The 23,537-nt window shown below is 70.4% G+C and carries 24 protein-coding genes and 1 pseudogene; 5 read left to right on the forward strand and 20 right to left on the reverse strand.

All coding sequences use genetic code 11. The annotated features are described in order from the left end of the window. Window positions 1–200 precede the first annotated feature (200 nt). Window positions 201–899 (forward strand): FadR/GntR family transcriptional regulator, encoded by a 699-nt coding sequence (locus J5X86_RS09660; RefSeq protein WP_208516318.1) that lies wholly within the window; start codon window positions 201–203, stop codon window positions 897–899. Window positions 900–906: 7 nt separating this feature from the next. On the opposite strand, the gene J5X86_RS09665 is transcribed toward J5X86_RS09660, so the two are convergent. The 10 genes from J5X86_RS09665 to J5X86_RS09710 form a co-directional block, all read right to left on the reverse strand. Then, on the reverse strand, window positions 907–1,806 hold the full coding sequence (locus J5X86_RS09665) for a carbohydrate ABC transporter permease (RefSeq protein WP_243979945.1): 900 nt from the start codon (window positions 1,804–1,806) through the stop codon (window positions 907–909). Beyond that, window positions 1,806–2,744, reverse strand: a complete 939-nt coding sequence (locus tag J5X86_RS09670) for a carbohydrate ABC transporter permease (RefSeq protein ID WP_208516319.1) — start codon at window positions 2,742–2,744, stop codon at window positions 1,806–1,808. Before J5X86_RS09670 ends, J5X86_RS09665 begins: the two co-directional genes overlap by 1 nt. Continuing rightward, window positions 2,744–4,009 carry a sugar ABC transporter substrate-binding protein gene (locus J5X86_RS09675; protein WP_208516320.1) on the reverse strand — a complete coding sequence of 422 codons (1,266 nt, stop codon included), beginning with the start codon at window positions 4,007–4,009 and terminating at the stop codon, window positions 2,744–2,746. The genes J5X86_RS09670 and J5X86_RS09675 overlap by 1 nt, the downstream gene beginning before the upstream one ends. Window positions 4,010–4,174: 165 nt before the next feature. Beyond that, complete coding sequence (pcaD, locus tag J5X86_RS09680; RefSeq protein ID WP_208516321.1) at window positions 4,175–5,347, reverse strand: 3-oxoadipate enol-lactonase; 1,173 nt, start codon at window positions 5,345–5,347, stop codon at window positions 4,175–4,177. A gap of 269 nt (window positions 5,348–5,616) precedes the next feature. Further along, window positions 5,617–6,897, reverse strand: coding sequence for a 3-carboxy-cis,cis-muconate cycloisomerase (gene pcaB / locus J5X86_RS09685; RefSeq protein ID WP_208516562.1), 1,281 nt, complete (start codon window positions 6,895–6,897; stop codon window positions 5,617–5,619). Window positions 6,898–6,922: 25 nt separating this feature from the next. Beyond that, on the reverse strand, window positions 6,923–7,531 hold the full coding sequence (gene pcaG / locus J5X86_RS09690; protein ID WP_208516322.1) for a protocatechuate 3,4-dioxygenase subunit alpha: 609 nt from the start codon (window positions 7,529–7,531) through the stop codon (window positions 6,923–6,925). Next, window positions 7,531–8,298 (reverse strand): protocatechuate 3,4-dioxygenase subunit beta, encoded by a 768-nt coding sequence (gene pcaH, locus J5X86_RS09695; RefSeq protein ID WP_208516323.1) that lies wholly within the window; start codon window positions 8,296–8,298, stop codon window positions 7,531–7,533. The genes pcaG and pcaH overlap by 1 nt, the downstream gene beginning before the upstream one ends. 55 nt (window positions 8,299–8,353) lie before the next feature. Beyond that, a complete protein-coding gene (locus tag J5X86_RS09700; protein WP_208516324.1) occupies window positions 8,354–9,556 on the reverse strand; it encodes a thiolase family protein in 1,203 nt (400 codons plus the stop codon). Further along, window positions 9,553–10,455 (reverse strand): CoA-transferase subunit beta, encoded by a 903-nt coding sequence (locus J5X86_RS09705; RefSeq protein ID WP_208516325.1) that lies wholly within the window; start codon window positions 10,453–10,455, stop codon window positions 9,553–9,555. The genes J5X86_RS09700 and J5X86_RS09705 overlap by 4 nt, the downstream gene beginning before the upstream one ends. Continuing rightward, on the reverse strand, window positions 10,452–11,276 hold the full coding sequence (locus J5X86_RS09710) for a CoA transferase subunit A (protein WP_078641285.1): 825 nt from the start codon (window positions 11,274–11,276) through the stop codon (window positions 10,452–10,454). The genes J5X86_RS09705 and J5X86_RS09710 overlap by 4 nt, the downstream gene beginning before the upstream one ends. A gap of 213 nt (window positions 11,277–11,489) precedes the next feature. On the opposite strand from J5X86_RS09710, the gene J5X86_RS09715 reads away from it, so the two are divergent. Then, a complete protein-coding gene (locus J5X86_RS09715; protein WP_208516326.1) occupies window positions 11,490–11,930 on the forward strand; it encodes a MarR family winged helix-turn-helix transcriptional regulator in 441 nt (146 codons plus the stop codon). A gap of 368 nt (window positions 11,931–12,298) precedes the next feature. Here the strand turns inward: J5X86_RS09715 and J5X86_RS09720 are convergent, their stop codons facing one another. Then, the gene (locus tag J5X86_RS09720) at window positions 12,299–12,592 is read right to left on the reverse strand and encodes a putative quinol monooxygenase (protein WP_208516327.1); all 294 of its coding nucleotides are present in this window, start codon (window positions 12,590–12,592) and stop codon (window positions 12,299–12,301) included. 4 nt (window positions 12,593–12,596) lie between these two features. Continuing rightward, window positions 12,597–13,163: a TetR/AcrR family transcriptional regulator gene (locus J5X86_RS09725; protein WP_208516328.1), complete on the reverse strand. Its 567-nt coding sequence runs from the start codon at window positions 13,161–13,163 to the stop codon at window positions 12,597–12,599. A 288-nt stretch (window positions 13,164–13,451) separates the two neighbouring features. Here J5X86_RS09725 and J5X86_RS09730 point away from each other — a divergent pair, with 288 nt between their 5' ends. Together J5X86_RS09730 and J5X86_RS09735 are read left to right on the forward strand one after the other, a co-directional pair. Beyond that, the gene (locus J5X86_RS09730) at window positions 13,452–14,468 is read left to right on the forward strand and encodes a zinc-binding dehydrogenase (protein ID WP_208516329.1); all 1,017 of its coding nucleotides are present in this window, start codon (window positions 13,452–13,454) and stop codon (window positions 14,466–14,468) included. Window positions 14,469–14,634: 166 nt separating this feature from the next. Next, window positions 14,635–15,345 (forward strand): DUF4232 domain-containing protein, encoded by a 711-nt coding sequence (locus J5X86_RS09735; RefSeq protein WP_208516330.1) that lies wholly within the window; start codon window positions 14,635–14,637, stop codon window positions 15,343–15,345. 106 nt (window positions 15,346–15,451) lie between these two features. Here the strand turns inward: J5X86_RS09735 and J5X86_RS09740 are convergent, their stop codons facing one another. From J5X86_RS09740 to J5X86_RS09750, 3 genes and pseudogenes are all read right to left on the reverse strand, one after another. Further along, entirely contained in the window at window positions 15,452–16,258 is an 807-nt protein-coding gene (locus tag J5X86_RS09740) for a putative protein N(5)-glutamine methyltransferase (protein ID WP_208516331.1), read from the reverse strand. 219 nt (window positions 16,259–16,477) lie between these two features. Next, window positions 16,478–16,663, reverse strand: a pseudogene (locus tag J5X86_RS09745) (helix-turn-helix domain-containing protein); the annotation flags it as partial. 21 nt (window positions 16,664–16,684) lie between these two features. Then, window positions 16,685–17,431 carry a DUF6879 family protein gene (locus J5X86_RS09750; RefSeq protein ID WP_208516332.1) on the reverse strand — a complete coding sequence of 249 codons (747 nt, stop codon included), beginning with the start codon at window positions 17,429–17,431 and terminating at the stop codon, window positions 16,685–16,687. A gap of 732 nt (window positions 17,432–18,163) precedes the next feature. Between J5X86_RS09750 and J5X86_RS09755 the strand changes: the two genes are divergently transcribed. Then, window positions 18,164–18,580, forward strand: coding sequence for a hypothetical protein (locus J5X86_RS09755; RefSeq protein ID WP_208516333.1), 417 nt, complete (start codon window positions 18,164–18,166; stop codon window positions 18,578–18,580). A 1-nt stretch (window position 18,581) separates the two neighbouring features. On the opposite strand, the gene J5X86_RS09760 is transcribed toward J5X86_RS09755, so the two are convergent. The 5 genes from J5X86_RS09760 to J5X86_RS09780 form a co-directional block, all read right to left on the reverse strand. Next, window positions 18,582–19,514 (reverse strand): oxidoreductase, encoded by a 933-nt coding sequence (locus J5X86_RS09760; protein ID WP_208516334.1) that lies wholly within the window; start codon window positions 19,512–19,514, stop codon window positions 18,582–18,584. Window positions 19,515–19,629: 115 nt separating this feature from the next. Next, the gene (locus J5X86_RS09765; RefSeq protein WP_208516335.1) at window positions 19,630–19,944 is read right to left on the reverse strand and encodes a DUF4387 domain-containing protein; all 315 of its coding nucleotides are present in this window, start codon (window positions 19,942–19,944) and stop codon (window positions 19,630–19,632) included. Between the two features lie 5 nt (window positions 19,945–19,949). Beyond that, window positions 19,950–21,311, reverse strand: coding sequence for an acyclic terpene utilization AtuA family protein (locus J5X86_RS09770; RefSeq protein ID WP_208516336.1), 1,362 nt, complete (start codon window positions 21,309–21,311; stop codon window positions 19,950–19,952). A 45-nt stretch (window positions 21,312–21,356) separates the two neighbouring features. After that, window positions 21,357–22,685 carry an MFS transporter gene (locus J5X86_RS09775; protein WP_208516337.1) on the reverse strand — a complete coding sequence of 443 codons (1,329 nt, stop codon included), beginning with the start codon at window positions 22,683–22,685 and terminating at the stop codon, window positions 21,357–21,359. 118 nt (window positions 22,686–22,803) lie between these two features. Further along, on the reverse strand, window positions 22,804–23,520 hold the full coding sequence (locus J5X86_RS09780) for a GntR family transcriptional regulator (RefSeq protein ID WP_208516338.1): 717 nt from the start codon (window positions 23,518–23,520) through the stop codon (window positions 22,804–22,806). Between the last annotated feature and the right edge of the window lie 17 nt (window positions 23,521–23,537).

A 23,537-nucleotide genomic window follows, 5' to 3' on the forward strand; every position in this document is an offset into this window, starting at 1 on the left:
TCCGACGAGTTGTCCGATGACTTCGTCGAGCTTCCGGGAACCGTAGAGGGATCGCGCCGGTCTGACCAGGCCCTTGACGTAAAATGGGCGTAACGAAGTCGACCGGTAGCGTGGAGTCATCTAATGACTCGGCCGGGTGGTCAGGAATGGCTGGCCATGAATGGATGGCCAGAAACGGGTGGTCAGGAAGGGGTGGCCGGATGGCCGCGACCGATGAGGCGGCGGACGGGCTGCGCGCCATGATCGCCAAGGGTGAGCTGGCGCCCGGCCGGCAGCTCCCCGCCGAGCCCGAGCTCTGCGCGCGGCTCGGCGTCTCGCGCGGCTCGCTGCGCGAGGCCGTGCGCTCGCTCGCGGCCCTCGGGATGCTGGAGTCCCGCCACGGCGCCGGCACCTTCGTATCGGCGCTGCGCCCCGGGCAGATGCTGGCCGGGTTCGCCGCCACCGTGGATGTCCTGCCGCTCGATGGGCTGCTGGAGCTGTTCGACGTACGCCGCCCCCTGGAGGCCCAGGCCGCCGCGCTGGCCGCCGCCCGCGCCGATGAGCAGGTTCTCGCCCGGCTGCGCGAGGTGCAGAAGCGGCTGGCCGCCTCCGAGGACGAGGCGGAACGGCATGCGCTGGACCGGGAGTTCCACTCCACCCTCTGCCAGGCCGGCGGCAATGAGGCGCTGGCCGCCCTCGCCGATGTGCTGCGCGCTCGGGGCAGTCACTACAGCATTTACGGGGCCCCCGAGGCCGACACCATCCGGCTGGCCAGCGACCTCGGCCATGAGGCCCTGATCAACGCCGTGGCCGCCCGCGATCCGGCGGCCGCCGCCGCGGCCGCCACCTCGCATCTGTCCCAGACCGAGGTCTGGCTGCGGCGGTACGGCCCGTCCCCGGACGGCGGCCCGGCCCACTGACCAGCGTCTAGTCGTCGATACCGCTGCGCTCGACGCCCGCGACGATATGCCGCTGGAGGACGAGAAAGACCACCAGCAGCGGCACGATCGACACCGCCGCCGCCACGAACAGCTCATGGATGTTGACGGTCTGGGCGGTGGTGAACGTCGACAGCGCCACCTGCACCGTCCACGCGTCCCGGTCCTGGCCGATGACCAGCGGCCACAGGAAGGAGTTCCAGGCGCCGATGAAGACGATCGTGCCGACCGCCGCGAAGACCGGCCGGGAGTTCGGCACCACGACCCGCCAGTACGTACGCCAGTAGCCCAGACCGTCCACCCGCGCCGCGTCCTCCAGCTCCCTCGGAAAGCCCAGGAAGTACTGGCGGAAGATGAACGCCGCGACCGCGCTGAACAGCGTCGGCACCACCAGACCGCGCAGGGTGGACACCCAGCCGAGCGAGCTGACCAGCACAAAGCTGGGCACGAAGGTGACCGCCGCCGGGACCATCAAGGTGCCCAGGATCCAGTAGAAGACCACATTGGCGTAGGCGTACGGGATGCGGGCCAGGCCGTATCCGGCGAGCGAGGCCAGCAGCAGGGTGCCCACGGTGGTGAGGACCGCGATCAGCGAGGAGTTGAGCAGTGCGTGCGCCATCGGCACGTTGGGGTCGTCGAACAACTCGCGGATGTTGGACCAGTGCAGCTCGCTGGGGAAGAACCGCCACTCCGGCGAGGTGATGTCCGCCTCGCTCGACAGACCGTTGCGCACCAGGAGGTAGAAGGGGATCAGGAAGAGCAGCGCGAGTGCGAGCAGCAGCACCAGCCGCACGGCGCGCCCCACGCCGACGAGGGCGTCCCGGACATCGCGCGTGTTCGGGGGGACGCCGGGGCGAGTGCTCGGGGAAGCGCTACGGGGAGTGCGCATCAGTCCTCCTTCCGGCCCAGGCCGAACCAGCGGGCCTGCACCACCGTCACCACGGCGATGATCAGCGCCAGGATCACCGCGCCCGCACTGCCCAGGCCCAGGTTCTGCCCCTGGCCCAGCGCCGTGTAGTAGAGGTAGACCAGCGGCGGACGGGCGTAGGGCGGATAGCCGCGCGAGTCCGACAGCAGGTTGTAGAACTCGTCGAACGCCTGGAACGCGTTGATCACCAGCAGCAGTACCACCGCGACCGAGGTCGCCCGCAACTGCGGAAAGGTGATGTACCGGAACACCTGCCACCCCGGCCGCGCCCCGTCCACGGCCGCCGCCTCGTAGAGCCGAGGCGAGATGCGCTGCAGCCCGGCGAGGAACAGCACCATGTAGAACCCGGCCTGCAGCCACAGCCGTACGGTCACGATGACCAGCCAGTACCAGGGCGGGTCTGTGGTCGACAGCCAGGCGATCTGATCGGCGCCGAACCAGTCCAGCACGGTGTTGGCCAGTCCGAAGCGCACCCCGTTGAAGATCGACATCTTCCAGATCAGCGCCGCCACCACATACGAGCACGCCACCGGCAGGAAGAACACCGACCGGAAGAACGCCTGCGCCCAGCGCAGCCGGTTGACCATCAGCGCGAGCGCGAGCGAGAGCACATAGGTCGCCGGGACGATGAACGCCGTGAAGACCAGGAAGGTCACCAGGCTGCCGGTGAACGCGTCGTCGCCCAGCATCGCCGTGTAGTTGTCGAAGCCGACGAAGTCCGTGGGCGAGACGGTGTTGTGCGCGTCGAAGAAGCTGAGATACACGCTCCAGGCCAGCGGGACATAGGTGAAGAGGGTCAGCCCCAGAACGAAGGGGCCGACGAATATCCAGAACCACAGATGGCGGTTCTGCGGGCCCAGCAGCTTGCGTGTCAGTTCGGTGGTCCGCACCCCCCGCATCAGTTCTTCTTCTGCACGCGCCGCAGCTCGGCCTCGGTCTTGCGGACCACCGACCGCAGCTCGCCGTCCGGGTCGGCGCCGCCCTTGATGATCCGGCTCAGCGCGTCCTGATAGGCCGTCCTGCTCGCCGAGGTCCACAGCAGCGGCTCGGCGTGGCCGTGGTCGGTGACGTAGCGCACCGCCTCACCGGCCGCGCCCTGCCGCAGCTTGGCCGCCTTCGTGGCCAGCGAGATCCGGGCGGGGATGTGGAAGCCGTAGCGGAGCGCGAAGTCCTCCTGGTAGTTGGTCCGCTCCACCCACAGCCACTTCACATACGCCTTCGCCACCGCCTTGTGCCGGGACCGGGCGCTGACCGCCGCCCCGTACGCGCCGACCGGCACCGCCGGCGCGCCGTGCGCCCCGTCCTGCGGGAACGGCAGCACCCCGAAGTCGTCCCCCAGCGCCTTCTTCACCTGCGGCAGCGCCCACAGCCCGGACCACTGCATGGCGGTGAGCCCCTGGGTGAACGCGGCCGGATCCGACCAGTCGGAGGGCGCCCCGAGCAGCAGCGACTTCTCGGCGTAGAGCTGACGCAGCTTGCCGAGCGTCCGGGCGGCGGCCGGGTCGTCGAAGCCGACCTTGCCGTCCTCGGTGACCAGCGTGAGCCCGGCGGCGTTGAGCGGGGTGCCGCCGAGGACGCCGGGCCCGCCGTCATTGCCCAGGAAGAGCCCCTTGACGTCCCTGGTGGTGAGCTTCTTCGCCGCGTCGATCAGCGCGTCGAGGGTGCGGGGCGGCTCCACCCCGGCGTCCTCCAGCATGCTTCTGCGGTAGTAGAGCAACTGGGTGTCGATGACCTGCGGAATGGCCCAGATCTTGCCCTGATACGTCTTCGGGGCGAGCACGGCCGGGTTGAAGTCGTCCTTGGCCTCGCTGAGGAGATCGGTGAGGTCCACCACCTGACCGCCCTGGATCTGGTCCAGCGTCGGGCCGTTGACCTCGAAGACATCCGGGCCGGACTTCGTGAGCAGCGCGGCGGCGGTCTGCTGGTCGTAGGCGCCCGGCCGCCACTGCACCTGGACGTTGGCCCGGTCGAACGCGTCGGCGTAGCGCCTGACGGCCTGTTCGGTGCCGGGCTCGCCGTACTGGTGGTACCACTGCTCGATCACGGGCTGGCCGGCGTGGTCATCGCCGTCCCGCCCGGTGTTCGACCCGCAGGCGGAGGCCAGCGCCCCCGTCAGGGCCAGCCCTCCGCTAGCACCCAGCAGCCTTCGGCGGCTCATGGACATTGGCGTGCGCCCCCTCGTCTCCCGGTCTCCGTACGACCCAACGATCAACGATGGAGGCGGATTACGACAGAGGTGTTGCGAAGGGATGTCACTTTTCGGTACCGGAATGTGACGCTGAGTCGACGTGGGGGGTGGAGGGTGGGGGCTGGAGCGGGGCGGGGCGTGCTAGTTGTCGGCGTCGAGATCGTCGAAGACGCGCTGGGCGGTGGCGAAGGCCGAGTTGGCCGCCGGGACACCGCAGTAGATCGCCGACTGCAGCAGCACCTCGCCGATCTCCTCCCGGGTCAGCCCGTTGGTGAGCGCCGCCCGGATGTGCATGGCCAGCTCGGCGTCATGGCCGTGGGCGATCAGCGCGGTGAGGGTGATACAGCTCCGGGTCCGCCGGTCCAGACCGTCGCCGGTCCAGATCTCGCCCCATGCGTAGCGGGTGATGAAGTCCTGGAAGCGGGCGGTGAACGAGGTCGTCCGGGCGACCGCGCGGTCCACATGCGCGTCCCCGAGGACGGCACGGCGTACCGCCATCCCGGCGGCGTGGCGGGAGGCGTCGTCGTGAGGCGTGTCGGCGTTGTGCGCCAGGTGCGCCAGCAGCGCCGCCGTCACCGGCTCCGGCCGCTCGACCCCCGCCAGATGGGCCGCCCCGGCGATCTCCAGCAGGCTCGCACCGGGCACCGCGTCCGCGATCCGGCGGGCGTGCGCGGGCGGGGTCGCGGGGTCGTCGCGACCGGCCACGACGAGGGTGGGCGCCGCGATCTTCTCCAGGTCGGCCGTCATGTCGTACGCCGCGAGAACGTCGCAGCAGGCGGCGTAGCCCGCACGGTCCGTGGCGCGCAGGTCCTCGATCAGCGCGGCGCCGACGGGCGATTGGGCGAAGCGGTGCGAGAACCACGTGCCCGGACGGCTCGCCACCATCGCCTCCGTCCCCTCGGCCCGCACCAGCGCGGCCCGCTCACGCCAGACGGCGGGGTCCCCGAAACGGGCCGAGGAGCAGACGACGGAGAGGCGGCTGACCCGGTCGGGGTGGTGGGCGGCGAGATGCAGCCCCACCGCGCCCCCGATCGAGATGCCCGCGTACGCGAACCGCTCCCACCCCTGATCGTCGGCGAGCCGCAGCACGAGGGCGGCGAGCGCGTCGATGGTGGCGGAGCCGTCGGCGGGCAGCAGCGCGGCGGGGGAGCCGCCGTGGCCTGGCAAATCCCAGCGCAGCACGCGGTGTTCGCGGGCGAGCGCGGGAAGCTGCGGCTCCCAGACGGCGAGGGAGGTGCCGATGGAGGGGCCGAGGATGAGAGGTGGGGCGGTGGCGGGCCCGGCGAGGTCGTGGTGAGGTCGGTTGTCGGTCACGTGGTGCTCCGGTCGGTGGGTGTGTGCGGGGGCGTGGGCGGCTGCGGCGGGGCGTTCTCCCCACCCCGCCCCTTCCCGAAGCTGGGGCTGCGCCCCAGCCCCCGCTTCAGGGGCTCCGCCCCTGGACCCCGGGGCGGAGGGGCGTCTTCTAGCCCCTCCGGCGATTGAGGAGCGGGGGTCCGGGGGCGGAGCCCCCGAAGTGGGGGGGCTGGGGGCGCAGCACCCAGTTTCGGGAAGGGGCGGGGTGGGGAACTTGCCGCCCGGGGACGTTAGGCATAACGCCCAAGCGCACGGTCGACCAGGGCCGGGGCCGCACCCACGTACGTGCCCGGGTCCGTCAGCTCGCGCAGACGGTCCGGCGGCAGCGCACCCGCCAGTGCCTCCGCCAGCCCCACGCCCCCTTCCGCGACACGCCGTGACGCCTCGGTCAGCAGTTCCTTCGCACGGGCGCGGCCGACCACCTCCGCAAGCTCGGCCGCGATCCGCTCGCTCACGATCAGACCGCCCGTCAGCCGCAGATGATCCGCCATCCGGTCGGGAAACACCTTCAGACCGGACGTCAGCTCCGCCGCGTCCCGGGCGGAGCCCCCCGCGAGCCGCAGCAACTCCCGTAGCGTCTGCCACTCGGCGTGCCAGGCCCCGCCCGGCCGTTCGTCCTCCGCGGCCAGCGCGCCCAGCAGGGTCGCGGCGAGCCCCGGGGCCTGACGGGCCGCGGCGGCCATCAGCGTGGCGCGCACGGGGTTCGACTTGTGCGGCATCGCGGACGATCCGCCACCCGCGCCCTCGGCCACCTCGCCGATCTCCGTCCGCGAGAGCACCAGCACATCCGCCGCCACCTTCCCCAGCGCCCCCACGGTGAAGGCGAGCGCGGAGCCCAGGTCGGCGACGGGGGTGCGCAGGGTGTGCCACGGGAGGTCGGGCTCGGCCAGCCCGGTCGCCTCGGCGAAGCGCGCCAGCAGCTCGATCCCTGCCCCGAAGGCGGCCAACGTGCCTGCCGCGCCGCCCAGTTGGGCGGGTGGCCGCAGCGGCGCCAGCCGGTCACGGGCGTCCAGGACCAGCGCCCGCCAGCCCGCCGCCTTCAGCCCGAAGGTGGTGGGCACCGCGTGCTGGGTGAGGGTACGGCCGGGCATCGGGGTGTCGCGATGCGCGGCGGCGAGCCGCGCCAGCTCCGCCGCCGTACGGTCCAGGTCGGCCACGATCAGCGGCAGCGCCCTGGCGGCCACCAGCATCGTGGCCGTGTCCACGATGTCCTGGCTGGTCGCGCCCCGGTGGACATACGGCGCGGCCTCGCCGTCCGTATGGGCCACCGCCGCCGTGAGATCGGCGACCAGCGGAATGACCGGGTTGCCCCCGGAGCGGGCGCGCAGCGCCAGATCGCGTACGTCGTACAGCTCGACGCGGGCCGCGCCCGCCACCGCCTCCGCCGCCCCGGCCGGTGCGACCACTCGCGCCAGCGCGGCCTCCGCGTCCAGCATGGCCTGCACAAACGCGGTGTCGCCCGTGGCGGTCTCCACCGCCGACCCGGCCCGCACCGGGGACAGCAGCCCCACGTCATGGCTGTCCGAATGACGAGAACTACCGGAACTCAAGGAAGACCGTCTCCCCTTCGCCCTGCAAACGGATGTCGAAGCGATACGTCCCCAGCGGGGATCCCGCCGTCGCCACCAGCGTCGCGCGGCGCGCCGGATCCAGCGAGGCGAGCAGCGGGTCGGCGGCGTTGGCCTCGGCGTTCCCGGGGAAGTACACGCGGGTGAAGAGGTGGTGCAGCAGCCCCCGGGCGAGGACGCACACGCTGATGTACGGGGCGGCGGGCGCGGCCGGGCCGCCCGGCGGCAGCGTGCGGGCCGTCCAGTGGCCGTCCGCGTCGGTGGCGATCCGGCCGAAACCGGTGAAGTCCACGCCGTTGCGCCCGAGGAAGCCGCCGGTCACCGGGTCGCGCCGCATGGACCCGCCCGCGCCGGTGAGGGAGCCGTCCGGGCCGGCCTGCCACAGCTCGATCAGCGCGTCCGGGACGGGCGCTCCCTCGCCGTCGTAGACGTAGCCGTGGAGCGTGATGGCGTCGGGGTGGCCCGCGGGGGCCATCTCGCCGCCGTCGGGGAAGGGCAGGGCGTAGCCGTAGAAGGGGCCCACGGTGTGGGACGGGGTGGGTGCGAGCCCCTGCTCGGGTACGAGCCTCTCGGCCATCAGCGGCCCTCCTCGATCCAGGTGGCGGACGGCCCGTCCAGCACGATGTCCCAGCGGTAGCCCAGCGACCACTCCGGCTGCGACAGCGCGTGGTCGTATGCCGCGACCAGCCGCCCCCGCGCCGACGGGTCCGTCACCGACTGCAGGATCGGGTCGTAGCCGAAGAGCGGATCGCCGGGGAAGTACATCTGGGTGACCAGGCGCTGGGTGAACGCCGAGCCGAAGACGGAGAAGTGCAGATGCGCGGGGCGCCACGCGTTCTCGTGGTTGCGCCACGGATAGGCGCCCGGCTTGATGGTGGTGAAGCGGTACGAACCGTCGTCGCCGGTCAACGTCCGCCCCACACCGGTGAAGTTGGGGTCGAGCGGCGCGGGGTGCTGATCGCGCAGATGGGCGTAGCGGCCCGACGCGTTGGCTTGCCACAGCTCGATGAGCTGGCCCCGGACGGGGCGGCCCCGGCTGTCCAGGAGCCGTCCGGAGACGGTGATGCGCTCGCCGAGCGGTTCGCCCTGGTGCTGTGCCGTGAGGTCGTTGTCGATCGCGGTGATGTCGGTGTGGCCGAAGACGGGGGTGTGCAGCTCCACGGTCTCCGGGTCGCCGTGGACCGCGACCAGCGGCTGTTTGGGGTGGCGCAGCACACTGCTGCGGTACGGGGGGAAGTCGCGCGGCGGATGGTCGGCGGCGGGGGCTCCTTCGGCGCGCGCCGTGTCGTACGACTCCCGTATGTGCGCGAGTTCGCGGTCGATGTCGGACTGGGTGAGAGCCATGTCTGCTGTCAGCCTTACCTTTCCGGCCTTACCAGCCGTGCCGTTCCGGTCCGGATTACCTCTCCAGGACGAGGGCCAGGCCCTGTCCGACGCCGATGCACAAGGTGGCCAGGCCCGTCCCCGAGCCGCGGGCGGCGAGCTGATGGGCGACGGCCCCGGCGAGCCGGGCCCCGGAGGCGCCGAGCGGGTGGCCGATGGCGATGGCGCCGCCGCGCGGGTTGACGATCGCGGGGTCGAAGCCGGGGTCCTGGGCGGACCATTCGGCGAGGCAGCCCAGCACCTGCGCGGCGAACGCCTCGTTGAGTTCGAGCGTGGCCAGGTCGGCGAAGGAGCGGCCCGCCTTGGCGAGGGCGCGGCGTACGGCCTCGACCGGGCCGAGCCCGAAGTACTGCGGCTCGATACCGGTGACGGCGGAGGCGCCGATCCGGGCCAGGGGTTCGCGTCCGGTGGCCTTCAGCCCCTCCTCGTCGACGAGGAGCAGCGCGGCCGCGCCGTCGTTGAGGGGCGAGGAGTTGCCCGCGGTGACGGTGCCGCCGGGCTTGCGGAAGGCGGGCTTGAGCTTGGCCAGGGCCTCGGTCGAGGTGGTGTCGCGGATGGACTCGTCGCGGACGAGGTCGCTGTCCGGATACGGCAGCACCTCGGCGTCGTACGCCCCCTCCTTCCACGCCCGCGCCGCCTTCTCATGGCTGCCGAACGCGAACGCGTCCTGCGCCTCGCGGGTGATGCCGTGCTTGTCGGCGATCAGTTCGGCGCCCTCGCCGAGGGCGACGGTCCACTCCGGCGGCATGTCCGGGTTGGTCATCCGCCAGCCCAGGGTCGTGGAGTACAGCTGCTGATGCCCGGCGGGGAAGGCGCGCTCGGGCTTGGGCAGCACCCAGGGGGCGCGGCTCATCGACTCCACCCCGCCCGCGAGGGCGATATGCGCGTCGCCGACCGCGATCGCGCGGGCGGCCTGCAGCACCGCCTCCAGGCCCGAGGCGCACAGCCGGTTGACGGTCGCGCCGGGCACGGTGACGGGCAGCCCGGCCAGCAGCACGGCCATACGGGCGACATCGCGGTTGTCCTCGCCCGCGCCGTTGGCGTTGCCGAAGTACACGTCGTCGATGCGTGCCGGGTCGAGGCCGGGGGTGCGGGCGAGCAGGCCGCGCACCACATGGGCGGCCAGGTCGTCGGGGCGTACTCCGGCCAGCGCGCCGCCGTATTTGCCGACGGGGGTGCGGACGGCGTCGACGATATAGACGTCACGCAGGGGGGTCATCGGGTCTCCTTCCCGGGCTTCCCGGCGGCTGCGGGCTTCTCGGCTGCTCCGGGCGCTCCGGCCGCTCCGGGCTTCCCGGCCGCTCCGGCCGCTCCGGGCTTCCCGGCCGCTCCGGCCGCTCCGGGCTTCCCTGCGGCCTTGAGGGCGCGCAGCGCCGCCAGCTCATCGGGGGTGGGTGGCTGGGTGGTGCCCACGGTGTCGGCGACGGCCAGCTCCCAGCCGGTGGCGGCCCGCACCTGCTCCACGGTGACGCCCGGGTGCAGTTCGGTCAGCACCAGCTCGGCGGTGGCCGGGTCGGGGCGGAGCACCCCGAGGTCGGTGATCACGGCGACGGGGCCGGCGCCCGGCATGCCGAGCTTCTTACGGTCGCCGGGGCCGCTGCCGTGGCCCAGGGTCGTCACGAAGTCCAGCCTTTGCACGAAGTTGCGGGTGGAGTGGCGCAGCACCATCAGCACCTTGCCGCAGTTGGAGGCGATCTCGGGGGCGCCGCCCGCGCCGGGGAGGCGGCCCTCGGGCTTGTCCGGGCCGCGGTCGACGATGGTGGTGTTGATGTTGGCGTAGCGGTCGACCTGGGCGGCGCCGAGGAAGCCGACGTCGATCCGGCCGCCCTGCAGCCAGTAGTTGAACACCTCCGGGACCGGGATCACCGCGTCGGCGGTGTCGGCGAGTTCGCCGTCACCGATGGACAGGGGGAGCCGGGTGGGCTTGGAGCCGATGGTGCCGGACTCGTAGATCAGGACGAGGCCGGGGTTGACGGTGGCGCGGGCGAGGTTGGCGGCGGTGCTGGGGAGCCCGATGCCGACGAAGCAGGTGGTGGCGTCGGCGAGCGCGCGGGCGGCGTTGACCTCCATCAGCTCATCGCTGGTGAAACCGGTCGGGCCGGCGGGGGTCGCGGTCATCGGGTGAGAGCTCCCTCGGTGTTGCGCACGTTGTCGTCGATCCACTGCGTGAACGCCTCGCGGTCGCGGGCGATCGGGTCCCATGCCTGGTAGAAGGCGTTGTCGCGGGTCGAATACCCGGCGGCGTAGGAGGGGTGGGCACCGCCGGGGACGACGGAGACGGCGTCGATCACCCAGGTCGGCAGGACGATCCCGCCAGGGCGTGGCTGAAGCTCCTCGACGATCTCCTCCACGGTCACCAGCACCCGGTCCGCCGCGAGCGCCGCCTCCTTCTGTACGCCGGTCAGCCCCCACAACTGCACATTTCCGGCGCGGTCGGCCTGCTGGGCGTGGATGACGGTGACGTCGGGGTTGAGCGCCGCGACGGCGGCCAGCTCCTCCCCCGTGAAGGGGCAGACGACGGTGGAGACGGTGTCCGTACGGGTCGGGATGTCGCTGCCGCGATAGCCGCGCAACACGGCGAACGGCAGCTTGGACGCGCCCGCCACATAGCGGTTCGCCATGCCCGCGTGGCTGTGCTCGTCCAGCTCCAGCGGCCGCGGCCAGCCGTTCTCGACGGCGTCACGGAAGCGGTGCAGCGAGCCGACGCCGGGGTTGCCACCCCAGGAGAACACCAGCTTGCGGACGAGTCCGGCGCCGATGAGCTGGTCGTAGATGACGTCCGGAGTCATCCGGACGAGGGTCAGATCGGTGATGCCCTGGCGGATGACCTCGTGCGCGGCGGCGTACGGGATCAGGTGGGTGAAGCCCTCCATCGCGATGGTGTCCCCGTCGTGGACGAGGTCCGCCACGGCGTCCTGCAGGCTTCGGATGTCGGCCATCGTCACTCCGCTCAGTCCGCGGTCAGGATGCTCAGTGTGCTGACTAATGTGGTGTCAGCTTCGCACGGTGCCATTGGCTAGTGCACTCGTCAAGGGAGTCTAGGGTGAATGTCGGCCTCTCGACATGGGGTCTTCCACAGGGCAGAATCACTCAGTACACGGACTAATAGACCAGCGGGCTGATCGAGCAGCGGGGAAGCCGGGAGGCACGGGATGGGCAGCGCGGTGGATCTGAACACGCACCCCGGGCATCTGGCCCGCCGCTTCCAGCAGGCACACTCCCTGCTGTGGGGCGCGATGGTCTCCGAGGAGATCACCTCGCCACAGTTCGCGGTGGTCAACGCGCTGACGGAGAAGCCGGAGATCGACCAGCGGACGCTGAGCGAACACGTCCACCTCGACCGCTCCACCATCGCCGACCTGGTCGCCCGACTGGCCCGCCGCGGCCTCCTGGAGCGGGTCCGCGACCCGAACGACGGCCGCCGCAATGTCCTGCGCCTGACGGAGGAGGGGGCCAGGGTCCACCGGAAACTGGTCACACGGACGGCCCGGATGAATCGCGTCTTCCTGTCCCCGCTGGACGAGACGGAGCGGGAAACGCTGCTGCGGCTGATCGCCCGGGTCACGGACGCGGCGGAGGAGCTGCGCGCCTAGGTGAATGAGTACCGAATCGCACGTGTGCGCCGAGCATGAGATCCGGGCCGTCGGACTGCGGCTGGAGAATGAGAGCGATTGTCTCCGGCGACAACAACCGCACCCCTTCGACCGCACCGCCACAGGCAACGACGGATTGAATTCTGGCAAGTGAGCGGGCGTTGCCGTGGCCGTTGGCCGCGCCGATCTCGGCACGACCAGCGGTACGCCGCCGACGTCGACCACAAGCGATGCCCCCAGCTCGTCGCCCGCGTCGATATTCTTGGCGAACAGTGCTCGCAGGTCGGCGAAGCGTTCGTCACACACCAAAGATGTCAGTCATCGTCAACCTCACGCCTCGGCTCGGGCTGTGGCAGCGGTCATCTCGCTTACGGTTCGACGGTTTCGTAGAAATGCACGTCCCGAGTCTCGAGGGCCGGAAAGGCCTGCCCGAATCCCCAGGTCTTGAAGTGATCGCTGGCCGCGTGGGCCTCGAACCCGGCGCGATCGGTGTAGATCTCGAGGATTCGGATCGTCCCGGGCTGCGCCGGATCCCGGTACGCGACGTAGCTCAGGCAGGCAGGTTCCTTCCTGCTCGCTGGAATCAGTCGCTCGACGGCCTGCTGCAGCGTCTTTTCCATTCCCTCGCGGGCAGTCCATACGATCGAGGCCACGAATGCCATTGCGTCATCCCTTTCTTTCGGGGGTGGCGGTGTGTATCGCGGTGGTGATCGCCTTGGTGAGTTCGGTCTGGATGCGGTCCAGCGCCTGGGTGTCCTGTTGGGCTTTGGCAAGCAACAGTGCGCCTTCGATGGAGGTGAGGATCATGGTGGCCAGAGATTGGGCGTGTTCCATCGTGAGTCCGCGTTGCCACAGGCCCTGGGTGATCAGCTCTTCCCAGGAGGAGAACGATTCGCCGGCAGCGGTCATCGCTTCGGGGTAGTTGTCGCCGTGTGTCACGCTCGCGGCGACGGGGCATCCGGCCCGGTAGTCGCTGGCCTGCAACTGCTGCCGGAACATGTCGATGATTTCGTCGACGATGCGGGTCGGGTCGTCGTCGGCCAGGAGGACAGCGAGTTGCTTGCTGCGCAGCGTCCCGGCCAAGCGGATCGCGTCGCGCAGCAACTCGGCCTTGCCTCCGGGAAAGTGGTGGTAGATCGAGCCGCGCGGCGCCTGGGCCCGGTCGGCGACCTCGGTCAGCGATGTCGCGTCGACACCGTTTTCCTGCACGGTCTCGATCCCGGCGAACAGCATCCGGCGGCGGACATCGGTCCGTGGCTTCGTGGGCACATCAGCCTCCTCGTAAGCTATAGCTAGAACCATAGCTCATCCGTGCAGCGATGCGACTGTCGTCTGTGTATGCCGGTCAGAGGTGCAGGAAAACCGGCTGGACCGCTACCTACTGCCGACGAGTCATAGCTACATACGACTGCAGTTGTGAACTAGATCACATCATCTACTATAGCTCCAGGTATAGTATCTGCGGAGCTGCCCGGCCGAGCGCTACCCGAACTCCAACCCATAGAGAGAACGTGGTTCACCATGGCTGATTCGATGCAGTCCCTCTGGTTCGTCGAGCCCGGTCGGCTCGAGTGGCGTGAAGTGCCCACACCGGTGCTGAAAGGCGATGCCGATGCGCTGGTACGGCCGGTGATCGCCGGACGCTGCCCGTTGGACGTGCCGATTCTGCAGGGCCGGCTTCCCGTACCGCCCGGATACGCGATCGGGCACAACGCGGTCGCCGAGGTCGTCGCCATCGGGGACACGGTCACCGGCGTCGCCGTCGGAGACCTGGTGGTCGTGCCGCCCGAGCTGTCCTGCGGGCAGTGCGCGCCATGTCTGCGCGGATGGACCGCCCACTGCACCACCGTGCCCTACGGCGCCACCTACGGAGTGGCGGTGAACGGACACTGGGGCGGCCTGTTCGACGACCTCGTGCGCATCCCCTACGCCGACGCGATGCTGCACCGCATCCCCGCCGGGGTCGATCCACTCGAGTGCGTCACCGTCGGCGACATCACCGGACACAACAACGAACTGGCACGCCGTCATGTCGTAAACGGCGCGCGTAAGCGGGTGCTCGTGCTCGCCCCGGGCGTGACGGGGCTCATCCAGGCCGCCTTGGCAATCGCCTACGGAGCCGAGTATGTCCTGTACGTCGATCCCGATCCCGGCAATCGAGCCCTCGCCGAACAGTGCGGCGCGCAGACCGCAGCCGAGCCCCCAGGCGAGGCCGATGGACTGTTCGACCTGACGGTCGAGGCATCCGGAAGCACCAAATGGTTCCACCGCGGCCTCAGCCTGCTCGCGGGGGAAGGTGTCTTCGAAAGCCTCGGCGGCCTGACGGGCGAGGTACCGATCCCCACCTGGCCTATGTTCCTAAAAGGCATCACCATGCACCTCGCGCGCCCCAACAGTGCCGCGAACATCCCCGGAGCACTCGACGCCATCGCCACCGCCAGGATCAAGCCCTCAGCCTTCTACTCCCCGATCGTGAAATGGGAGGATCTGCCCGAGGCGATGCTCGAACCGGCCCGAATGCTCGTAGCCACAAGATGAACCTGCCGCTTAGTTCTTCGGGGTTCTCCTTGGCGTGCCAACTTCCCCTGCCAACACCCGCGTTAGGCGGGTGTTAGTGGAGCGGCAGCCTCGCGGTAGTGACCCCGAGCAGAGTGGTTGACGTACCGAGGAGACAACGTCACCGACCGCCCTGGGGGCACCCAAAATGAGCTCGATCACCCTCCGTCGCCGCCGTACCCTGCGGGTCGCCGCCGCGGCCCTGACCGTGGCCGCCGGTCTGACCCTGACCGCCTGCAACGGCTCGGACACCGCCGGCGCGAAGACCTCGGGCAAGGCGGACTCGGCCGCGGCCGCCGCGGACCGCGAGGCCACGGGCTCCTCCAACGAGGTGCAGGGCTCCGGGTCGCAGGCGGACTCCGGATCCGGCGCGAAGTCGGAGACCGTGGGCAAGCAGTCCGGCAAGCAGGCCGCCGGGGGTGCGCAGTCGGGTGTTCAGCGCTGCCACACCTCCGGCCTGAAGGCGGCGTTCGCCACCGGCGGCGACGCGACCCCGGACCCCAACGCCGGCGGCTCGACGACCACCAGCATCGTGCTCACCAACACCAGCGGCAGCACCTGCAAGATCGGCGGCTTCCCCGGCGTGGACCTCAACACCGAGCACGGCAGTGCGGACTGGTCGCTGCAGCGCTCCTCGGCCAAGTACAGCTCCATCACCCTGAACCCCGGCGACAGCACCGACTTCACCATCAACCTCGCCCTGGCCGGGGAGAACGACGAGAACTCCTGGACGCCCGCCTTCGCGGTCATCACCCCGCCGAACGAGACCAGCTCGCTGACCCTGGACTGGCCCTGGGGCGGGCTCGTCGACCAGCGGGGTGCCACCCACCCCGCCACCTTCGTCAACCCCATCGGCTGAAACAGCCAAAAACCTCTCTGAGCAGGACCAGCTCAGAGCGTGAAAGACAAAGAGGCGGCCTCTGCGCGGGCAGCGTGCATGGGCAGCGCGCATGGGCGGCAGAGCCTTAAGGGGCCGATGGCCTGGTGGCGATGATGACCGTGGCGTCCAGTTCGTCGGATTCGGCCAGGCGCGGCTCCAGGCCGTCGCCGGACACGATGGCCATGGCCGAGGCCGCCTGCCGCCCGCTCGTCTCGAACAGCAGCGAGCCGCCCGGGGCCAGCCACCCGCCCGCCCCGGCGGTCACCCGGCGCAGGACGTCCAGCCCGTCCACGCCACCGTCCAGCGCCACCCGCGCCTCGTGCACCCGGGCCTCCGGCGGCAGCAGCCCGACCTCCTCCGTCGGCACATACGGGACGTTGGCCAGCAGGACGTCCACGCGGCCGCGCAGCGCGGCGGGCAGCGGCTCGTAGAGATCGCCCTCGTACACCGTGCCGCCCGCGGGCTCGACGTTGCGCCGCGCGCAGGCCACCGCGACGGGGTCGATATCGGCCGCGTACAGCTCCGCCTCGCCCAGGTCCGAGGCCAGCGCGGCGCCCAGCGCGCCCGAGCCGCAACACAGATCGACCACGACGGCCCCGGGCCGGGCCAGCGCCACGGCCCGCTCGACCAGGAACTCGGTGCGTCGGCGCGGTACGAAGACCCCGGCGTCGACGGATATCCGAAGCCCCCGGAACTCCGCCCAGCCGAGCACATGCTCCAGCGGAAGCCCGGCGGCGCGTTGGTCCACCATGGCGCGGAGCCCGGCCGGGGTACGGGCCGTGGCGAGGATCAGCCGCGCCTCGTCCTCGGCGAACACGCACCCGGCGGCGCGGAGCCTGGAGACGACGGCGGAAAAGGTGACAAGCGAAGGTGAAGCTGATGAAGCCGACATGGGAGCCTGGAAGCCTTTCGGAATCCCCGAGGGCGCTCCCGGCAGTCAGCTATCCCGTGTATCCCTGCGGCGAGAGCACCCAGCCTGAACTGGCATTGATGGGTCTCACCTCCTCGGTGCGTACGGGCGACGGCCACACTACCCGATCAGCGCCCGCCGGGCCTCGTGGATCAAGCGCTGGGCGTCGGCCCCGAAGACGGCGGATTCGCGGAGGGTGTTCCAGGCGCGCAGATCCTCGGCTGTCGCGGTCTGGCGCCCGTTCTCCAGCTTGTAGATCTTGGAGTGAGGCCAGCCCAGCCGTTCGGCGAGTTGTGTACCGGTGAGCCGACCTCCAGGGCATGACGCACGCAGCTCCCGAAGCCGCACTCCTAGGGCCACCCGTGCTTGCTGAAAGTCACCGCTCACCGGTCACACGGTACTTGCAACCTACGTAGTCGGTCCCGCCGCGAACGTGTCGTACCGGACGGCGTAGTGCCATGCCGCGTCACGGACTTGGAGATACCGGTTGACCGCCACCGGCTCCGTGATCAGCTCCACGTTGAACAGGTTGTCGTCGTCATCGAAGTTGAGGAGAGCGACGAGCCGGGAGTCGAAGATCCAGAAGTCCTCTGCAGGCAGCCGCAGCCGGTTGGCACCGGCACGCCACAGATTACGGATGTCCTCTCCCATGTCGCAGTTCCGCTTGGCGCTGTAGAGGAGGTAGCGCTGGCCGGTCGTGGGCGGATCGTCGACGATGCGCACTCGCTCGACCCGCTTGCCCTGCTGGGTTTGGTCGCGGATCGTGGTGAAGAACGACGCGTAGAGTTCCAGCGGAGCCTCACCTGTCTCGGCGAACGCCTGGTAGTCGGGCGCCGTTTCATCACTCGCGAACCGGCGCCGGGTCTCCAGCCGCCAGGCGGTGTGCTCGAAGTTCTCGAAGAGCTTGCCGAAGTCATCCAGATCGATGATGCGCGGCGTGCGAGTGATCTCCTTGGGGCCGTAGTCGACCAGCAGTTCGCGCGGCACCACGATCGGTGTCTCGCCCTCTCCAAGGTGTTGGAGCTGGGCAACGTCCTCGGGGTCGGTAAGCGGTGTTCCGTGGATGACGATCTCTCCGCTGTTCAAGTCCTCGTGTACGGCGGGGCAGCCCCCAACGCCAGAACCCGTGCCGTTGAAGCGCAGTCGACGCGCCATGATCACGTCCTTCCTTGTCGATCTGGACACCCCGAGCATGCCGCACCCACGAATGCGCTCGGTATGCCTTTCCTGACCCTACGTGAGATCAATCAAGAACATCTCACCCAGAAGCGAGAACATTCGAGAACATCGCCTCGCGCTCCCCGACTCCTTGTCTCTAACGTCCCGTTCACGCAGAAACGGCGGGAAAGGGTGACCGATGCGAATCCGCGAGACACGGCGTCAAGGGCGGGGAGCTGTACTGGCCGACCCTACGAGGCGAGCTCACGGTGTCCGGCTATCCGCTGGTGGCCCTCGGGCGCATTCCCCTCGACAGCGCGAATCGGCTCGCGGATGTCCTGATGCGGGCCGCGCTGGAGGAGCAGACGAAGAACGCCACCTCGGCGTAGGCGGTACGCGTCCCGCCGCCCCTTGAACCCCCGTACCGACTGGACCGGAGCCCTGGCAGGTCGAGCCCAGCCGGAACGGGTGCAGGTGCACGACGGCGCGAGGAGAGCCCCCGTGCCGACAGCGCAGAAGGGAATCATCCCGATGCGGTCGACAGGACACAAGGCCGTCTTACGGCAGGACCCGGACGACGGCGACACCATGCCCGACTCCGACGCACCATCGCCCCCTTCGGACGGCGACTGCGGTGGCGGTGACGGCTGCGGCCGTCGATAACCCCGGTAGGCAGGGCGGTCCCGGCCAACGCGGGGGCTGCCCTCTTCGGTCAGTGAAGGCGACATCTTGCACCACCACCACGGTTACACCTGGCTCGGCTCGGGTCACGACCTCCTCAAGGACGGCCCCAGACGCCCCATCCACCCGGAGTTCAAGGCTTCCAAAGTCGTCCCCCTCGAACTCGCCCACTGGCTGCTCAAGCCCCCCACCTTCATCCAAGGGACCTGGACCGACCCCACCCAAGCCGCCGACTGGTTCGGCACCCGGGCCCGCGAACACGCCGACTCCTTCGCCTCCGCCCACGACCGCGCGCCCGAAACACTGTCGGCGAAGGTCCAGGGCGCGGCCAAGGCGGTCGCTGGCGGGGAGGACGTCGCCGGAGGGTGGTATCTCACCGGGCAGCGGTTTCTCGCCGTATGCCTGATCGCCTGCGGTCCCCACCGCTTACGCCCCGAGATCGGCTGTCCGCAGCCACTGGCGTGAATCAGTTCGCGAGCGCCTCGTACCGCACCCCCGTCAGCCGCTCGGACGCGGCCCACAGCCCCCGCCCCGCCGTGTCGCTGCGCGTCCACCTGGCGCGGGCCGAGCGGACGGGGGAGCCGTGCCAGATTCCCTGAAACGGCGGGCCGAAGAAGTCGTCCTGGCGGACGTCCGGGCCGGTGGCCGCGTACAGGGTGGGGAGGGCGCCCTGGTCCGGGCTCTGGGCGAAGTAGCGGTTGCCGATTTCCATGAATCGCTCGGTCGCCCGGCGGCCCTCCATTTTCGGGGCGGCGGTCTGGAGGTTGGTCGAGGCATAGCCGGGGTGTGCGGCGGCTGCCACCAGGCGGGCGCCCGTCGCGCGCAGGCGGCGGGACAACTCGTGGATGAAGAGGAGATTGGCGGACTTGGAGCGGGCGTAGGCGGTCCAACGCCGGTATCCGCGCTCCATGTGCAGGTCGCGCGGATCGACCGTCCCCAGCATGTGCATAAAGCTGGACACGCTGACCACCCGTGCCCCCGGGCCCGCCTCCAGGAGCTTCGGCAGCAGCAGCCCGGTCAGCGCGAAGTGCCCCAGGTGGTTGACGCCGAACTGCATCTCGAAGCCATCGGCGGTCCTGCGGCGCGGAAGGGCCATCACGCCCGCGTTGTTGATGAGCAGATCGAGCCGGTCGCCCTGGTACTCGGCCGCGAAGGTGCGTACGGACTTCAGATCCGCGAGGTCCAGCGGCGCGACCCGCACATACACGCCCGGCGCCTGCGCCCGGATCCGCTGCGCGGCCTCGGCCCCGCGCGCCTCGCTGCGGCACGCGAGCACCACCTGCGCGCCGCGCCGTGCCAACTCCCGGGCGGTGACGAAGCCGAGGCCGCTGTTGGCGCCGGTGACCACGGCGGTGCGGCCCGTCTGATCGGGGATGTCGCTCGCGGTCCAGCCCTTCATCTCGCGCTCCTTCGCGGTGTGCGCTACGCGCCGGTAGCCCCTGTGTCCGGCGACAGCCTAAGGGTGGCGTGGTGAAGGTGCGAGGCGTGTGGATCGGGATTCGAATCGGCGGGATTCATGTGGGGATCACGTCCATGTCCATGAGCGGGGCGTACTGCTGCCCGGCGTAGCAGTCGGTGTCGCGGAGGTCGCCTTGGACGGTGGGGCGGGGGAGGGAGACCTTGACGGCGAGGGCGAGGGGGTGGTTGACGACGAGGATCTGGTCGGGGTCGGCGTCGTAGAGGGTGGCGAAGAGGCCGGGGTTGAGGAAGCCGGTGGCGACGAGGGCGTCGTAGGCGGCCTGGTCGTGGCACATGAAGTCGAAGGTGAGGGTGAAGGGGCCGGCGTTCTTGGAGCGGATCAGGGAGCAGTAGTCGAGCAGGGTGGTCATGGGGTTCACAGCTCCTCGGTGGTGGTGCGGAAGAGTTCGGTGGGGGTGACGCCCGTGGCGACGTGGTTGAGGGTGAAGCGGTAGAGCGGGCCCCTGTCCGTCTCGGGTGGGGAGTAGGGGTAGGCGAGGGTGGAGACCAGGCCGTCGTACTCGGCGACCGGCAGGTGGCTGCTGGCGTGGGCGACGAATGTGGCGATGGCGTGGGCGGTCGCCTGGTCGGGCGCGGTGACGGTGATGAGCACGCCGAGCTCGCGGGGGGTGAGCAGGTCGGGTTCGCTGCCGCCGAGGACCGCGCCGGCGCCGTAGAGGCGGTAGTCGATGTCGACGTCGGCGGGTTCGACCGCGCCGCCGAAGACGTCGAGGATCTTCGCCTCGAAGTACTCCTTGGCCATCGGCACCAGCCTGGGCAGGGCGGCGATGACGACGCGGTCGCGTACGCCGCCGAAGATGACGGTCTGGTAGCCGATGAGTTCGGCGCCCTCGAGCTTGTTGGTGTAGCCGTCGGCCGGCAGGTAGCGGGCGCCGCGGACGCGGACGGTCCGCTCGTCGATGGCCTCGTAGGTGGCCTCGGTGGTGTCGAGTACACCCGACGGTTCGGCGACACGGTACGGGTCGGCGTTCTCGTACAGCGTGTGGGCGGCGACGGAGCGGGGGGTCAGGCGGGTGCCGTCGGCGAGGGTGGTGACGTCGAAGTGGTCCTCGCGCAACGTGACGAGCAGGCCGCCCGCGGACGGCGGGATCGCGCAGGCGGCGCCGCATTCGATGGTCTTGGCCAGGTGCCAGGTCAGGCCCGGGTCGGCGCCCCGCAGGTGCGGGACGGCGGCGAACAGGGCGGTGTCGCTGGCCCGTCCGGCGAGGATCACCTCGCAGCCGTCGCGCAGGGCGTCCTGGATGGGTTCGACGCCCATCATGGCGACGGTGTGGCTGCGGTCGAACAGCTCGCGGTCGATGGCGGGCGCGTGGGGGAGCGGCCGGATCCTGCCCGCGTCGTACAGGTCCCGCAAGCGCTGGGCGGGCTGGTCGGAGTAGATCAGGCCGAGCTTGAAGCTCAGGTTCTCCTCCGCGGCGATGGAGCGGGCGATGTCGGCGACCCAGTCGACACCGTCATCGCGGCCCGAGGTGCCGCAGGAGCCGATGATCAGCGGCACGCCGAGCTCGTCGCGGGCCCTGAGCAGCAGGCGCAGATCGCGGGTGACGGCCTGGGCGGACAGCTTCGGGGTGCCGGAGCCCAGGGCGGCGGGGCCGGAGTCGGTGGAGCCGGCGTCGCAGGCGATCACGTCCGGCAGGGCGGCGACACCGCGAGCGAAGGCGTCGGCGTCGAACCCGGCGCCGAGCGCGCCGGTCGGGGCCAGGATGCGGAGTTCCATGAGGCTGGTGCCTTTCATCGTGCGGGAAGAGGGAATCTCGGCCGGTCAGGCGGCGGCGCGGTCGGCGGCGCGGTCGGGTGCGCGGCGGACCAGGCGGGTGAAGACGAGGAAGGTGACGCCGGCGAACACCGCGGCGTTCAGGTGCATATAGCGCCAGCGGGTCAGGTCGATCGTGGTGCCGAGGATCGCCGGGCCCAGCGCCATCCCGGACGCCGAGGCGATCGTGTACAGCGTGGTGTAGGTGCCCAGCACCTTCTGGGTTGGTGCCAGGTTCCACAGCGCGACCAGCGCGTTGACCGCGAACGAGGTGTACCCGAGCGAGCAGAGCACCATCGAGGTGATCGTGCCGGGCACGGTCGGCACCGTGAACCCGAGGAGCAGGCCCGCGATGAACAGCCCGACGCCGTACCGCATCGCGCGCAACTGCCCGAACCGGTTGGAGGCGTACGCGATCGGCAGCACACAGACGAGGAACGCGACCGCCCTCGGCAGCGCCAGACCGGCCGCCTCGCCGCGGGTCAGGCCGAGCACCTGCGTGCCGTAGGGCGTCATGAGCGAGCGCAGCGCGGACCACATGCCGGCGAAGCAGAAGATGCCGACCATCAGCAGCAGCGTCGGGCTGGACGGCGAACGCAGCGCGTCCTTCAGCACCGCCCACGGGGAGGCGAACTCCTGCTCGGGGGCAGCCTTCGCCCCCTCCCGCTCCCCCTCCTCCTCCGGCAGCAGCATGTTCGTGTGACGGCGGCCGAGGAACGCCCAGGACAGTCCCAGCATGATCAGCATCAGCAGCGGGGGGATGGCGAACGCGAGGCGCAGGGACCGGTCGACGACGAGAAGGCTGATCAGGGAGGACACGACGATGGTCAGACTGACGCCGGCCTTGATGAAGCCCTGCGCCTTGCTGCGGTTGGACGGCGCGACGTAGTCGGACACCAGGGTCTCGGTAACGCCCTTGAACGCGTTGGCGATCGCGGCGAAACCGACCACGCACACCAACAGGGTGGGAAGGTTCGTCGCCCAGGGGATGAGGACGAACGGCACGGTCGCGACCGCGGCGCCGATCAGCACGATCGGCCACCGGCCGGTGCGGCGGCGGGCGAGCTTGTCGGAGAGGAACCCGACCGACGGCTGCGTGAAGATGCCCCAGGAGTGGTCCAACCCCATGATCAGGCCGACTACGCCCGCGGAGCTGAAGTAGTGCCGCAACTGCTCGGGAACCTGGGTGTCGTAGAAGTTCCACACCGCTTCCTGCGCGAAGACGGCGAGGGTCACCCACAGCACGGCGCCGCGGTTCATATGGTCGCCGGGTGCCGGGCGGGGAAGGGCGCTCATGCTCACCGCGCCGGGCGGGGATATGGGGGGAGTTTCGGGCATGGTGATGGCTCCTGTGCTACATGCTATAGCAAGCGAGGGAGGAGTCTGCCCGCCGGAGCGCATACTGTGCGCCCCATGGCGGGCAGGTGGCGTTGCGGTCGGCCGCCGGAGCTCGGGGTCAGCTGCCGGAGAGCTGGACGAGCGCGGCGCGGTGGTGCCGCGCGGCGAGCTCCTCGGCGCGCTCCTCGTCCCGTTCGAGGAGAGCGTCCAGGAGCTGGCGGTGCTCGGAGTAACGGGCGCGGAACGCCTCGGCGTGCTCGGGCGCGAGCTTCATGGTGAGGTCGAGCCGCTCCTCGTAGCTGAAGGCCCTCGCCTGGCCGAGCAGCCCCTCCAGGACGGGGTTGCCCACGCACGACTCGACCTGCTGATGGAAGAGCCGCAGCTTGTGGAAGACGGCCGCGAGCTGCTCGGACACATCGGCGTCCAACCCCTCCTCGGCGACGGTCCGTTCGATGCCGGCGGTGATCTGGTCGGTCTGGGCCAGCAAGGCGACCAGGTCGGTGAGCTGCTGAGCGGTGGCGTTACGGGCGGCGAGGCGGGCCATCAGGGCGGACAGCCGGACCTCGGCCTCGACGATCTCGGAGCGGGCGGCCGAGGAATGGTCGGCGATCCGCAGGGCCCGGGGGCTGACGCGCTCGACGACCTTCTCGTGCACGAGCTGGCGCAGCGCCTCGCGGACGGGGGTGGGGCTCACGCCGAGCCGGGCGGCGAGATCGCGCTCGGTGATCTTCTCGCCCGGACGCAGGACGCCCTCACGGATCGCGTCCCTCAGCCGCCGGTATGCCTGGTCGGCCAGCGACACGGTCTCCACGGGGCCGAGGGTGTCAGTGCTCATGACCGCAAGAATGCTCT

The sequence above is a fragment of the Streptomyces sp. NEAU-YJ-81 genome, assembly GCF_017592595.1.
In the GTDB taxonomy this organism is placed as follows: Bacteria; Actinomycetota; Actinomycetes; order Streptomycetales; family Streptomycetaceae; genus Streptomyces; species Streptomyces hygroscopicus_B.

Bases quoted from the DNA above. Each gene is read 5' to 3' on its own strand.
- J5X86_RS09660 (WP_208516318.1), top strand. From the start codon at position 201: ATGGCCGCGACCGATGAGGCGGCGGACGGGCTGCGCGCCATGATCGCC.
- J5X86_RS09665 (WP_243979945.1), bottom strand. From the start codon at position 1,806: ATGCGCACTCCCCGTAGCGCTTCCCCGAGCACTCGCCCCGGCGTCCCC.
- J5X86_RS09670 (WP_208516319.1), bottom strand. From the start codon at position 2,744: ATGCGGGGGGTGCGGACCACCGAACTGACACGCAAGCTGCTGGGCCCG.
- J5X86_RS09675 (WP_208516320.1), bottom strand. From the start codon at position 4,009: ATGTCCATGAGCCGCCGAAGGCTGCTGGGTGCTAGCGGAGGGCTGGCC.
- pcaG (WP_208516322.1), bottom strand. From the start codon at position 7,531: ATGGCCGAGAGGCTCGTACCCGAGCAGGGGCTCGCACCCACCCCGTCC.
- pcaH (WP_208516323.1), bottom strand. From the start codon at position 8,298: ATGGCTCTCACCCAGTCCGACATCGACCGCGAACTCGCGCACATACGG.
- J5X86_RS09700 (WP_208516324.1), bottom strand. From the start codon at position 9,556: ATGACCCCCCTGCGTGACGTCTATATCGTCGACGCCGTCCGCACCCCC.
- J5X86_RS09705 (WP_208516325.1), bottom strand. From the start codon at position 10,455: ATGACCGCGACCCCCGCCGGCCCGACCGGTTTCACCAGCGATGAGCTG.
- J5X86_RS09710 (WP_078641285.1), bottom strand. From the start codon at position 11,276: ATGGCCGACATCCGAAGCCTGCAGGACGCCGTGGCGGACCTCGTCCAC.
- J5X86_RS09715 (WP_208516326.1), top strand. From the start codon at position 11,490: ATGGGCAGCGCGGTGGATCTGAACACGCACCCCGGGCATCTGGCCCGC.
- J5X86_RS09720 (WP_208516327.1), bottom strand. From the start codon at position 12,592: ATGGCATTCGTGGCCTCGATCGTATGGACTGCCCGCGAGGGAATGGAA.
- J5X86_RS09725 (WP_208516328.1), bottom strand. From the start codon at position 13,163: ATGCTGTTCGCCGGGATCGAGACCGTGCAGGAAAACGGTGTCGACGCG.
- J5X86_RS09730 (WP_208516329.1), top strand. From the start codon at position 13,452: ATGGCTGATTCGATGCAGTCCCTCTGGTTCGTCGAGCCCGGTCGGCTC.
- J5X86_RS09735 (WP_208516330.1), top strand. From the start codon at position 14,635: ATGAGCTCGATCACCCTCCGTCGCCGCCGTACCCTGCGGGTCGCCGCC.
- J5X86_RS09740 (WP_208516331.1), bottom strand. From the start codon at position 16,258: ATGTCGGCTTCATCAGCTTCACCTTCGCTTGTCACCTTTTCCGCCGTC.
- J5X86_RS09750 (WP_208516332.1), bottom strand. From the start codon at position 17,431: ATGGCGCGTCGACTGCGCTTCAACGGCACGGGTTCTGGCGTTGGGGGC.
- J5X86_RS09760 (WP_208516334.1), bottom strand. From the start codon at position 19,514: ATGAAGGGCTGGACCGCGAGCGACATCCCCGATCAGACGGGCCGCACC.
- J5X86_RS09765 (WP_208516335.1), bottom strand. From the start codon at position 19,944: ATGACCACCCTGCTCGACTACTGCTCCCTGATCCGCTCCAAGAACGCC.
- J5X86_RS09770 (WP_208516336.1), bottom strand. From the start codon at position 21,311: ATGGAACTCCGCATCCTGGCCCCGACCGGCGCGCTCGGCGCCGGGTTC.
- J5X86_RS09775 (WP_208516337.1), bottom strand. From the start codon at position 22,685: ATGCCCGAAACTCCCCCCATATCCCCGCCCGGCGCGGTGAGCATGAGC.
- J5X86_RS09780 (WP_208516338.1), bottom strand. From the start codon at position 23,520: ATGAGCACTGACACCCTCGGCCCCGTGGAGACCGTGTCGCTGGCCGAC.